The organism is Salmonirosea aquatica (assembly GCF_009296315.1).
Lineage (GTDB): Bacteria > Bacteroidota > Bacteroidia > Cytophagales > Spirosomataceae > Salmonirosea > Salmonirosea aquatica.
In genome coordinates this window covers 435958-448423 of record NZ_WHLY01000002.1, presented here as the reverse complement: position 1 = coordinate 448423, position 12466 = coordinate 435958, and the positions used below count along the sequence as shown (strand labels likewise).

Below are 12466 nucleotides of genomic sequence, written 5' to 3'. Positions count from 1 at the left end.
GAAAATTAATTCATCCCTGAAACTGATATAAACATGAAGAAATACACCTATACTGAAAAGAAAGATACACGCTCCGGCTTTGGCGCCGGCATGCATGAACTAGGCAAGCATAATCCTGACGTGGTAGCCCTGTGTGCCGACCTGGTGGGCTCGTTGAAACTCGATCCATTCATTAAGGAAAATCCCGAGCGGTTTTTCCAGTGTGGCATTTCGGAAGCTAACATGATCGGCGTCTCCGCCGGACTGACCATCGGTGGCAAAATTCCCTATGCTACCACATTTGCTAATTTCGCCACGGGAAGGGTGTACGACCAAATTCGGCAGAGCGTGGCCTATTCCAATAAGAATGTGAAGATATGTGCCTCGCACGCCGGCCTAACACTGGGAGAGGATGGTGCAACGCACCAGATTCTGGAAGATTTGGGCATGATGAAAATGCTGCCCGGCATGACGGTCATTAACCCCTGCGATTATAACCAAACGAAAGCCGCTACCATGGCCATTGCCGAGCACGAAGGGCCGGTGTACCTGCGGTTTGGCCGTCCGGTGGTACCTATTTTCACCGACCCTGATCAGAAATTCGAGATTGGTAAAGCCTGGATGGTGAATGAAGGAAAAGATGTGAGCATTTTCGCTACGGGTCACTTGGTATGGGAAGCCATTCAGGCGGGTGAAATGCTGGAAAAAGAAGGAATCGACGCCGAGATTATCAATATCCATACGATAAAGCCGCTCGATGAAGAAGCAATCATGAAATCGGTCAAGAAAACGGGCTGTGCGGTATCGGCCGAGGAACACAACCGCCTGGGTGGGCTGGGTGACAGTATTGCGCAGGTACTGGTCAAAAATCAGCTTGTGCCTCAGGAGTACGTGGCCGTCAACGATAGTTTCGGTGAAAGCGGTACCCCCGCCCAACTGATGGAGAAGTATGGGCTTACTGCCAAGGACATCGTAGCCGCTGCCAAGCGGGCGATTGAAAGGAAGGGTTAATTGACAATTGACAGCGGACAGTGGACAGTTTTTTGAAGCTTTCCCACTGTCAATTGTCAATTGTCCACTGTCAACTGAATGAACGACGAAGAACTCTTAGCGCTTTACCGAAACCCGGATACTCGCCGGAATGCCTTCAACCAGATTGTGCGTACCTACCAGCAGAAAGTGTATTGGCTGGTGCGTAAAATCGTCATTGACCACGATGACGCCAACGACATCACCCAGGAGGTGTTCATTAAGGCATGGAGTGCATTGGAGAATTTCCGGGGCGATTCTAAACTCTACACCTGGCTTTTCCGGATTGCCCATAACGAATCCATCAATTTCCTGAAAAAGAAGCGCCGTCGTTACTTCGTGCCTATCAATGACGTGGAGGGTGAATTGGCCGATAAACTGGAAAGTGATCCGCTGATCGGAGGGGACGAAATTCAATTGAAACTGCAAAAGGCGATTCTGACGTTACCCGAAAAACAGCGGCTTGTTTTCAATATGCGCTATTTTGAAGAAATGCCCTATGAAGATATGTCGGAAGTGACAGGTACCTCGGTAGGGGCCCTAAAGGCTTCATACCACTGGGCCACTAAGAAAATCGAGGATTATTTAAACGGTACCGATTAAACTACTGCTACCCGAATATTGTCCTAGCAGGAGATTGCGAATAGAACATGACCATGAAAGACAAGCGAATACGACTCGATGATTTGGAACGCCACGTTCCATTTGAGGTACCCGACGGGTACTTCGACAAGCTTCCGGCTATTATTCAGGCCCGCATACCTGCCACGCCCGAACGGCGTCCGTGGGTGAGCTGGTCGTGGCAGCGGTCGGCGGCCTTGGCGGCAGCCATGAGCCTGATCATTGCCCTCGTTTGGTTCACTTACCCCCAACAGCAGGGACCGCTGGGTAGCGAGCGCCTTAGCCAGGTGAGCAACGAAGCCATTCTGGAATACCTGGCCGATGAAAACATCAGCTATTATGATCTGAGCGAGAATAACGCCGTACAGACAGCTTTTGATACCGATTCAACTGTAATGAACTATCTGGACGGGCTTGACAGGGATTTTCTACGTAACCAGCTCAGTGATGATATCCTGCTGGATGAGACCATTTAACGTATTCTTTTCAAGTACATAGCCCATTTACCCATGAATACCACGCACCGCAAATTTTGCATTTTATCGGCCCTCTTGCTTACCATGCTGACTTTTTCTTTTTCTGATTCTTACGGACAACGCCGCAACGAGGAAGAAATCAGGAAGATTCAGGACGCCAAGATTGCGATCATTACCAATCGCATCAACCTGACCCCGGAGCAATCCAAAGACTTCTGGCCCATTTACAATGAGTTCTCCGAAAAAAAACGGAGCATTCATCGTTCCATGCGTCAGCTGGTCGGCGAAAAAGGGGCTTCCGACGATCAGGCTATGAATAACCTGAAGGAAGTACAGGACCTAAAACAGAAACAACTGGAACTGGACAAGGAATATCAGGCCCGGTTCCTGACCGTGATTTCGGCCAAGCAACTCGTTGAGCTGTATAAAGCCGAACGTACCTTCAATGACATGCTCCTGCAGCGTTTGAAATAATCCCAAAGGTACCCCTCTACCAGTCGACGCGGGCCGGAGCCGAGGTATGGCGGCGTTGCAAACCCGGGTACAGCTCAGGGTACCTATGGGTCAGTTTCATGAATTCCAGGCTGTCGACTTCGATGAGTTGCGGCAGCGTAATCACATCCAACTGCAACGCAGGTACCAGAATTTCATAATTGACAACGGGGTTGAGGTCAGGGTCTGACGAAAGGCTCAGGACGTGGATGCAGCGGATATCCTTGATGTCGTGGCGTCCTACATAACCCAGTAAGGTCAGTCCGATGCGCAGTTCATCGTTCTGAAGGTAGATGTCGAGCTGTAGTTGGGAATTGAGGAAGTAGTAAGCCTCGCCATGGTAGATGTTTCTAGGAGAGCGAATCACTACGTTCCCATTGGGCTGGATGATGAGTATGTCTTTGTGAAGAATATTTTTCGTCCGGTCGAGCCAATAACGTTCGTACTTCCCTTTCAGATGGTACACGCTCTTGTCTTCAGTCAGCAGGGTGTCCTCTGAGATACCCGCCATAATCTCCTCCAAATCCTGGTACGTATTATCAGACTCCAGGTTTTCAAGCAAGCTCCTTTGGCGGGCGTTCTTTTTAAGTAGCTTGATCTTGGGATTGTTTCTGATTTTTGGCGACTCGCGGTTTTTTTTGGAAATGTCTGGCATATTCAAGGGAGGGTTTTTAGTGGATAAGTGAGCAATAACCATGCCCTTAATCAACTGGATGGGATTTAATGATCGAACTCCTGCCTTATTTTCAACTGCATCACATCCTGGCATTAATCTACAAAAACATTGCGTAATTGTAAAGCATTCCTTCATCCCAGGAGTTGGATTGTGATGATATCGTGGTAAATTCATCGGATTTCAAGAAAAGATATACGCTCGCTTGGCATAGCAACAGAAGGTACGGCCCAGGCAGTCATAAAACCTTATAAGAAAATGAAGGCGGATGAATTGAACGTGAAAAAATACAGGTACCCGATACGCATCCTCACGGCAGGTAGCCTCTTCGACGGACACGACGCAGCCATCAACATCATGCGTCGGATCATGCAGGCTTCCGGGGCAGAGGTGATCCATCTGGGACATAATCGCTCGGCCCTCGAAATTGTGGAAGCTGCGGTACAGGAAGATGTACAGGGTATCGCGATCACTAGCTATCAGGGGGACACGTTGAGTTTTTCAAATACATAATCGACCTGCTGCGCGAGAGAAATGCGGGTTATATCCAGGTATTCGGCGGTGGAGGGGGTACCATTCTGCCCCACGAAATCAATGAGTTGCACGATTATGGTGTCACACGCCTTTATTCGCCCGACGACGGCCGCAGGATGGGTTTGCAGGGCATGATCGACGATCTGCTGCAAGCTTGTGATTTTCCATTGAAATGGAAAGGTGACACGTTACCCTTTACTTCACCTGAAATCTCAGGAGAAAGTGCGGTAGCCCGTCTGATAACCGTTGCAGAAAACGATCCTATTGCTTATAAACAACTCTTCAGTACCTTACCTATATCATTTGGAAAAAGCCCGGTGCTGGGAATAACGGGTACCGGCGGAGCAGGTAAGTCGTCGGTAGTGGATGAGCTCGTGCGGAGGTACCTGCTGGAAGATACCCAGAAAACGGTCGCTATCCTTTCGGTCGATCCCAGTAAGCGCAAGTCAGGAGGCGCCCTGCTTGGCGATCGGATTCGCATGAATTCCCTCAACCCGGAATTTCATAACGGTCGGGTATATATGCGCTCGCTCGCTACCCGTGGGGGAAACCGCAGTCTGAGTCCGTACGTGCGGGATGCCATCGCTATTTGCCAGCGTGCCGGGTACAGCCTGATTATACTGGAATCGTCAGGCATCGGGCAGTCGGATACGGAAATTACGGAATTTGCTGATCTATGTCTGTATATCATGACCGCCGACTATGGTGCCGCTACCCAACTGGAAAAAATAGACATGCTGGATTTTGCGGACGCTATCGCCGTCAACAAATTTGACAAACGGGGCTCGCTGGATGCGTTGCGCGAGGTACGTAAGCAGTATCGCCGCAATCATACGCTATGGGAAAGTACCGACGAGTCGCTACCCATTTTTGGAACCATAGCGTCCCAATTTAATGATCCGGGTATGGATGCTCTCTTTGCCTGGTTGTTGAGAGAATTAGAAAACGGGGAGGAGGAAGTGGAAAAAGCAGAGGGAAATCAGGAGATACCGCAAAAAGATTCGACGCAAACTTCTGCCATAATTCCCGCAGAACGGATAAGGTACCTGGCTGAAATCGTGGAATCGGCGCGCTCGTACGCGGAGTTCGTAAAGTCACAAAGCCAACTGGCCACGCGTCTCTACCAGTTGACCGGGACGCGGGAAATGCTAGGAAACGAGGATGGGTTCTCAGGGAAAGGGCTTATCGATGGGATTGAAGAATTAATTTCTGAAACCGAAACGAAGCTTGACCCCAAATGTCGGAAAATGCTCAACGGTTGGACCGAGATGAAGCATCGCTACGCCCAGCCCGTTTACCAGTTCCAGGTCAGGGGTAAGGTACTCGAGCAACAGCTATTCACAGAAACGCTTTCGGGACTAAAGGTACCCCGGGTAGCTCTGCCTGCGTATAAGGATTGGGGTGATATTCTTCGCTGGCAGCTGACCGAAAACGTGCCAGGGGAATTTCCTTTTACGGCAGGGGTGTTTCCCCTCAAACGCGAGGGTGAAGACCCTACCCGGATGTTCGCCGGTGAAGGCGGCCCCGACCGGACCAACCGCCGCTTCCATTACGTCTCGCGGGGTATGTCAGCCAAGCGGCTTTCGACGGCCTTCGACTCGGTGACGCTCTACGGCGAAGATCCCGATTTTCGCCCGGACATTTACGGGAAAGTGGGCAACTCAGGCGTGAACGTCTGCAAGCTGGACGATGCCAAAATTCTGTATTCCGGATTTAACCTCTGCGATCCCGCTACGTCCGTTTCGATGACGATCAATGGTCCGGCTCCCATGCTCTTGGGTTTTTTTCTGAATGCCGCCATCGACCAGCAATGCGAGCTGTACATTAAAGAAAAAGGCGGGGTGGAGAAAGGCATAGCTGAAGGATGGCTGCAACCGTTCGACACTGCCCCCGCCATGAGGTACCTTGACAACCTGCCCGAAGGAAACGATGGACTGGGTTTGCTACTGCTGGGTACCTCAGGCGATCAGGTACTACCCGCCGACACCTACGCCCGGATAAAAGCCAGTACTTTGAAAAAAGTGCGGGGTACCGTGCAGGCCGACATCCTGAAAGAAGATCAGGCTCAAAATACCTGCATTTTCTCCACCGAATTTGCCTTGCGCATGATGGGCGATATCCAGGCTCATTTCGTACAGAATCAGGTGCAGAATTTCTATTCGGTTTCCATATCAGGGTACCATATCGCCGAGGCGGGTGCCAATCCGGTTTCGCAATTGGCGTTCACCTTGTCCAATGGCTTTACTTTCGTGGAATACTACCTGGCGCGGGGCATGCATGTTGATGACTTCGCTCCCAATCTTTCGTTCTTCTTTTCCAATGGCATGGATCCCGAATATACAGTGTTGGGAAGAGTGGCGCGGCGGATTTGGGCCAAAGCCATGAAATTCAAGTACAAAGCCAACGAGCGTAGCCAGAAACTCAAGTATCATATCCAGACTTCCGGTCGCAGCCTCCACGCGCAGGAAATAGCTTTCAACGACATTCGTACAACCTTACAGGCTTTACTGGCCGTGTACGACAACTGTAATTCGCTCCATACCAATGCATACGATGAGGCTATTACCACGCCCACCGAGGAAAGTGTGCGCCGGGCGGTGGCGATCCAGCTTATTATCAATAAAGAATTTGGCCTGACCAAAAACGAGAATCCATTACAGGGCTCTTTTGTTGTGGAAGAACTTACAGATCTGGTCGAAGAGGCCGTGTACCAGGAGTTCCTGTGTCTGAACGAACGGGGTGGGGTACTGGGGGCGATGGAGCGCATGTATCAGCGCGGTAGGATTCAAGACGAATCCATGCACTATGAAATGAAAAAACATACGGGTGAGCTACCTCTGGTCGGGGTCAATACCTACCTTGATCCCAAAGGCTCACCCACCGTGCAGCCCGGCGAGGTGATTCGGGCTCATGAGGACGAAAAGCAATACGCCGTGCAGTCAAAACTGGATTTCCAGCGAAAAAATGAAGAGGTAGCGCAGGCAGCCCTTCACATGCTATTCGAAGCGGCGCAAGGGGGAGAAAATATCTTCGAGCACCTCATGGAAGCTACGAAGGTGTGTACGCTGGGGCAGCTCTCATCGGTACTCTACCGGGCCGGAGGGCAGTACCGTCGGAATATGTAAGGTACCCTCCTTAATCTTTCTTGCTCGCAGAGTCGTATATAACATACTGTACCTTATCAGCTAGACATTCGGAGGGTAACTCGCGCTTGGTGCGGGTATGTTTCTTTTATCAGGATGCTCAAATCGTCTGCCTGCCTGGTGCTTTCTTCGTTAACCAGCCTGAACCGCCAAAAACCGATATATGAAAATAATTTACGAAACTCGCCGTAGAATTAAAAAGAGCTTCTTCCTTTCCTGGTTGGTGGTTCTTGCCAGTCTACAAGTTTTTGCCCATACTGGCACATTGAATGGTTTTGTGTATGACCAGGATACCAGGGTACCTTTAAAAGGGGCCACGGTTACGATTGAAAAACTGGGAATCTCGACTATTACGAACACGCTCGGTGAATTCAAAATCCGAAACCTGGATCCCGGTAATTACTCGCTGAGCGTCACCTATGTGGGTTTTGAATTAATGCAGAAATCCTTCACGATCCGCGACGGCGAAAGTACCCTGCTGGACGTGCTCATGAAATCGGGCACGGTGGAGTTGTCGGAGGTAAGTGTGCAGGCTCCCATGGCTCATGCTCAGCAAACCATCAGTCAGATTGACATCAACGTACGGCCCATTCAGAATTCTCAGGAGGTACTTCGTATTGTGCCGGGGCTGTTCATCGGCCAACACGCCGGAGGTGGGAAAGCCGAGCAAATCTTCCTGCGGGGCTTCGATATCGACCATGGCACCGACATCAATATTTCTGCCGACGGGATGCCCGTTAACATGGTTTCGCATGCCCACGGGCAGGGCTATGCTGACCTGCATTTCATCATTCCTGAACTCATCGATCGGGTGGATTTCAAAAAAGGCCCCTATACCGTGGATAAAGGTGACTTTGCCACGGCCGGGTGGGTAGACTTCCGAACCCGGGATGTACTGGACCGAAGTTTTGTCAAGGCCGAAGTAGGGCAATTTGACACCTACCGGGCGGTGGGGGCTTTGGATCTACTTAGTGCCGCAAAAAAAGAAAAAGGCGAATCGGCTTACGTAGCCGGTGAATATAATTTCAGCAACAGCTATTTCGATTCACCCCAGCATTTTAAGCGAATAAACGGTCTGGCCAAGTACAACATCCGGATCAAGGAACGATCCTACCTCACGGCTTCGCTGTCCCATTTCTGGTCCAAGTGGAACCATTCGGGCCAGATCCCCGACCGGGCTGTCGCCGCGGGACTAATTTCACACTATGGAGCTATCGACGATACTGAAGGCGGGCTAACGTCCCGCACCAATGCCAACTTGCAATTGACCACCCAAACGCCCGGTGGAGGTCTGCTGAAAAATCAGGTGTATTATTCCCATTATCAGTTTGAACTGTATTCCAATTTTACTTTTTTCCTGAATGATCCCATCAATGGCGACCAGATTCGGCAGAAGGAAAATCGAAATCTGTTCGGGTACAACGGTAGCTATACCAAAACGGCCTACTGGGGCAATACCCCCGCCGAATTCAGCGCGGGCGTCAACTACCGCCAGGACCTGACCGACAACACGGAGCTTTCACGAACGGTAAACCGTACCATCGTGACCGACCCATTGCAGCTGGGCGATATCAATGAAGCCAGCATCGGGGCTTTTGTGAGTGAGACGTTTACGTTCAGTAATAGCCTGAGTCTGAATGCCGGGCTACGCTACGATTACTTCCAAAACAAGTATGATAATTTGCTGTCAGGTACCCTGGGGTCGGTTGGGGCCGGAATAGTTTCTCCCAAAGTAAACCTGTACTACACACCTTTCCGTAATATCCAACTATACCTCAATACCGGGAAAGGTTTTCATTCCAACGATGTCCGGGTGGTGGTACCGCAGGGTGGCAAAGACATTCTGCCCCCTGGCTATGGTACCGATTTAGGAATCAACTGGAAGCCTTTTCCCAAGCTATACATCAATGCCGCCGCGTGGTACCTATGGCTGAAGCAGGAATTTGTGTATGTAGGTGATGAGGGGGTAGTGGAACCCAGTGGCCGGACCGTGCGGCAGGGGATCGATCTTTCAGTACGTTATCAGATCGGAAGGTACCTGTATTTCGATACCGATGTCAACGTCACCAATCCTCGCTCGGTGGACGAGGAAGTGGGCATGAATTACATTCCCCTGGCTCCGCGGAGTACCTCCACCGGTGGGCTCACCTTCCGCAAACCCACGGGCTGGAACGGATCGTTGCGGTACCGGTATATGGGCGACCGTCCCGCCAATGAGGACAACAGCATCGTGGCGAAGGGGTACTTTATAGCCGACGCGCAGCTGAATTACACCCAGAAAAGGTACAACCTAGGACTTTCCATCCTGAATATTTTCAATACCGAATGGAAAGAGACGCAATTTGCTACCGAGAGCCGCCTGAAAAACGAAACCCAACCCGTGGAAGAAATCCACTTCACTGCCGGTAGTCCTTTCTTCGCCCGCCTGGCCTTGACGTACTATCTGAAATAGAGCAGATTGGTTTTAATACAGCGAGCGTTCGGCTCCATTAGAGACGAACGCTCGCTGTCATCGGGTAGGGGCGCACCGCTTGTTAGTACTACATCTTATTCCTCAATGCCCACCCGTAACTTCCACGCCTTTGATATTCTTCGTTTTAACGGTGATGTTGCGTGAAGGAGCGGTATGATTCTTAAAGTCCTGGATGATTTCCAGTACATCGTAATCAATATCCAATGATTTGGAACCGTCGATGACTACTGTCGAGTTATGGGGCAGATTCTGCAGGGTATGATCAATGCTGCCCTTGTTTAGAAAAGTTACCTCTTCGGACAGCTGGAGCGTAATGACATCGCCTTGCTGGTGCTTTTCTTTCTTGTAATAGTAAGAGTGTCTATAATTCTTGCGCAGAATGTAGTAAATCGCTACCACCATACCAATGGCAATACCTCTCAGCAGATCGGTCATCAGAATGGCCAAAATGGTAACGATGAAGGGGATGAACTGCTCCCAACCGAGTTTATACATATTCCTGTAGAGCGACACCTTCGACAGTTTATAGCCTACCAGCAGCAGGATGGCCGCCAAAGAAGCGAGCGGGATCATGTTCATGTAGTAGGGAATGAAGATGACGGTGACGAGCAGGATAAGACCGTGAAAAATAGTGGAGAGTTTGGTTTTCCCCCCCGAACTGATATTGGCAGAACTTCGCACGATTACCTGAGTAATGGGCAGCCCTCCAATAAGCCCCGAGACTACGTTTCCGATTCCCTGAGCCTTGAGTTCCCGGTTAGTGGGTGTATTACGTTTGTAGGGATCGAGCTTGTCCGTTGCCTCCACACAAAGGAGGGTTTCCAAGCTGGCTACGATGGCCAATGTAAAAGCCACGGTATACACATGGGGGTTGGTGAAAGCCGAAAAGTCGGGAAGCGTAAAGAAACTGAGAAATTCCTGCGCATTGGAAGCCACCGGCAGTTGTACGAGGTGCTCGCCCCGCAATGCCCATTCGGGTTGTAATGCCGGGAATAACTTATTGAGTACGACGCCCAGCACCACCACGAAAAGCGCACCTGGCAGAAACCTGAACAACTGGATTTTCTTCATGAAGGGCCGCTCGAACAGAATCAGGAGTCCCAGCGAAACCAGAGAAATGATGATGGCGCCTGTATGGCTGTAACGAATCGAATAGTAAATTTCAGTGAAGGTGTTATGACCGTCGAACTGCGTGAAAGCGTCATCTCCAAAAAAATCCTTGTCGTAACCGAATGCGTGTGGGATTTCCTTAAGGATAAGTGTGATGCCGATTGCTGCCAGCATACCCTTGATCACCGACGAAGGAAAATAGTAGCCGATGATCCCCGCGTTCAGAAAACCCGCAACGATCTGGATCACACCGGCCAGCACCACCGCCAGCAGAAAAGCCTCAAAACTGCCTAGTGATTCCAGGGCTCCAAGCACGATGACTACCAAGCCCGCCGCTGGCCCCGATACTCCCAGGGGCGAACCACTTACAAAGCCTACGACGATGCCCCCGACGATACCCGCAATTATTCCAGAGAACAGAAGGTCAGGACGCCCCGTGGAGGCTAAGGCAATCCCCAGGCACAAAGGTAGGGCCACAAGGGAGACGACCAGCCCGGCGGGAAGATCGGACTTTAAATTGGCAAATAGATTTTTCTTGACTTCAGACATACTTGGCTTGCTTGTGTGAATTTTTCTTGACTGGTCGAATCGGAAAATAGGGATGTCAGGCGGCTCCCTTAGGGTCCAGAATATACACTTGCTCCATATCTTTGGTGCTGCTCGTCGGCACATTGAGGTCTTTGAGCAGACCATTGGCCACATCGTACACGATGCCATGTATTTCCAGAAATTGCCCCTGCTTCCAGGCGTTTTGAACGATGGAAGTCTTGCACAGGTCGAGGGACTGTTCGATCACATTCAATTCCACAAAGCGATTACTCCGTGCGGTCATGTCCTCGATAGCATCTAGCTCTTCCCGATGCAGACGATACACATCCTTGATGTGGCGCAGCCAGTTATCGATCAGGCCGACCGATTTGTTTCCCATCGCGGCGTTGACTCCCCCACATCCATAATGCCCACACACGATAATATGCTTCACTCCCAATACATTGACAGAATAATCCAGCACACTCAGCATACTCATGTCCGTGTGGATGACCATATTGGCGATGTTTCGGTGAACGAAAACATCGCCGGGGGCGGTGCCGGTGATTTGATTGGCAGGCACCCGGCTGTCGGCACATCCTATCCATAGAAAATTCGGACTCTGTCCATTGGCTAACCGATGGAAAAAGTCAGGATCTTCCTGGTTCATCTGATCTACCCATTTTACGTTATTATCGAACAATTGATGATACGACTGAGGCATTTTATGTAGCTGATTTAGTTTATAAAATAAATAGTAATAAGAATTGGAAATCAAAGATCTACCTCATTTCACCTGCGAAACGAATCCTGGAAAGTTAAAAAAAAAATACGAAGTAATTAGCCTAAAAATCCGCTGTAAGATGCATGCCCTAAGGCAATGGAAATGATAGGATCAGGCGATCCGGTCACAGCAGATAACCAGGGTAAGAAGAACGCTTTCCCTTAGGATAAAACGGGGCAAAAAGAATTGGGTGGGGGGGAGAAATAATCCAAATCGATTGGAGAAAATGACTTGGATAGGTACCTGAACGGATTGATCAGGCAAATGTCAGAAAGTAAAAAAGTGGCCGTATGGCCAGCTTCCGAAGTAAAAAGGGAGAAATCCAGCGTGGTGTCGCTTTCGTCGGAATCGGGTGCTTCGCAGTTCTCGGCCACCACAGAATCACCCTCAAAAACGTACTTTTTGCCATTCGCAATGCTGCTCATGACGCATATGCTTATCAGGAAGGCATATAGTACGTGTTTCATGGTAATTCAGGTATTTTTTCCAGACAACACAACGAACAGAAACCCCAAATTGTTCCCGTTAATCCCGGTAGTTTGGGCGTTTGTAGCCTTTTTCGTGTCTTTCCAGCCATCGACCTACTATAAAAGCAGAACCTAAAAGTAGGGTATAGAACACGAG

General features: G+C 50.0%; 12 protein-coding genes. 7 read left to right on the top strand and 5 right to left on the bottom strand.

All coding sequences use genetic code 11. From position 1 onward, the window contains the following. Nucleotides 1–33 precede the first annotated feature (33 nt). The 4 genes from GBK04_RS02780 (at nt 34) to GBK04_RS02765 (ending at nt 2579) form a co-directional block, all read left to right on the top strand. Nucleotides 34–990: a transketolase family protein gene (locus tag GBK04_RS02780; protein ID WP_152756647.1), complete on the top strand. Its 957-nt coding sequence runs from the start codon at nt 34–36 to the stop codon at nt 988–990. A gap of 78 nt (nt 991–1068) precedes the next feature. Beyond that, nucleotides 1069–1611, top strand: a complete 543-nt coding sequence (locus GBK04_RS02775) for an RNA polymerase sigma factor (protein ID WP_152756645.1) — start codon at nt 1069–1071, stop codon at nt 1609–1611. Between the two features lie 53 nt (nt 1612–1664). Continuing rightward, nucleotides 1665–2105 (top strand): hypothetical protein, encoded by a 441-nt coding sequence (locus GBK04_RS02770; protein WP_152756643.1) that lies wholly within the window; start codon nt 1665–1667, stop codon nt 2103–2105. A 33-nt stretch (nt 2106–2138) separates the two neighbouring features. Then, nucleotides 2139–2579 carry a hypothetical protein gene (locus GBK04_RS02765; RefSeq protein ID WP_373330669.1) on the top strand — a complete coding sequence of 147 codons (441 nt, stop codon included), beginning with the start codon at nt 2139–2141 and terminating at the stop codon, nt 2577–2579. A gap of 16 nt (nt 2580–2595) precedes the next feature. Here GBK04_RS02765 and GBK04_RS02760 read toward each other — a convergent pair whose 3' ends face one another. Next, nucleotides 2596–3252: a hypothetical protein gene (locus GBK04_RS02760; RefSeq protein WP_152756641.1), complete on the bottom strand. Its 657-nt coding sequence runs from the start codon at nt 3250–3252 to the stop codon at nt 2596–2598. Between the two features lie 276 nt (nt 3253–3528). Between GBK04_RS02760 and GBK04_RS30280 the strand changes: the two genes are divergently transcribed. Then, nucleotides 3529–3783 carry a cobalamin-dependent protein gene (locus GBK04_RS30280; protein ID WP_373330668.1) on the top strand — a complete coding sequence of 85 codons (255 nt, stop codon included), beginning with the start codon at nt 3529–3531 and terminating at the stop codon, nt 3781–3783. Here GBK04_RS30280 and GBK04_RS30275 read toward each other — a convergent pair. Continuing rightward, nucleotides 3750–3875 carry a hypothetical protein gene (locus GBK04_RS30275; protein ID WP_373330667.1) on the bottom strand — a complete coding sequence of 42 codons (126 nt, stop codon included), beginning with the start codon at nt 3873–3875 and terminating at the stop codon, nt 3750–3752. The genes GBK04_RS30280 and GBK04_RS30275 overlap by 34 nt on opposite strands. On the opposite strand from GBK04_RS30275, the gene GBK04_RS02755 reads away from it, so the two are divergent. Beyond that, nucleotides 3870–6929: a methylmalonyl-CoA mutase family protein gene (locus GBK04_RS02755; protein ID WP_373330666.1), complete on the top strand. Its 3060-nt coding sequence runs from the start codon at nt 3870–3872 to the stop codon at nt 6927–6929. The genes GBK04_RS30275 and GBK04_RS02755 overlap by 6 nt on opposite strands. A gap of 181 nt (nt 6930–7110) precedes the next feature. Then, on the top strand, nt 7111–9399 hold the full coding sequence (locus tag GBK04_RS02750) for a TonB-dependent receptor (protein WP_152756639.1): 2289 nt from the start codon (nt 7111–7113) through the stop codon (nt 9397–9399). Nucleotides 9400–9501: 102 nt separating this feature from the next. Here the strand turns inward: GBK04_RS02750 and GBK04_RS02745 are convergent, their stop codons facing one another. From GBK04_RS02745 to GBK04_RS02735, 3 genes are all read right to left on the bottom strand, one after another. Next, entirely contained in the window at nt 9502–11079 is a 1578-nt protein-coding gene (locus GBK04_RS02745) for a SulP family inorganic anion transporter (RefSeq protein WP_152756637.1), read from the bottom strand. Nucleotides 11080–11134: 55 nt separating this feature from the next. Then, nucleotides 11135–11782 carry a carbonate dehydratase gene (gene can, locus GBK04_RS02740; RefSeq protein ID WP_152756635.1) on the bottom strand — a complete coding sequence of 216 codons (648 nt, stop codon included), beginning with the start codon at nt 11780–11782 and terminating at the stop codon, nt 11135–11137. Nucleotides 11783–12003: 221 nt separating this feature from the next. Beyond that, a complete protein-coding gene (locus tag GBK04_RS02735; protein WP_152756632.1) occupies nt 12004–12309 on the bottom strand; it encodes a hypothetical protein in 306 nt (101 codons plus the stop codon). Between the last annotated feature and the right edge of the window lie 157 nt (nt 12310–12466).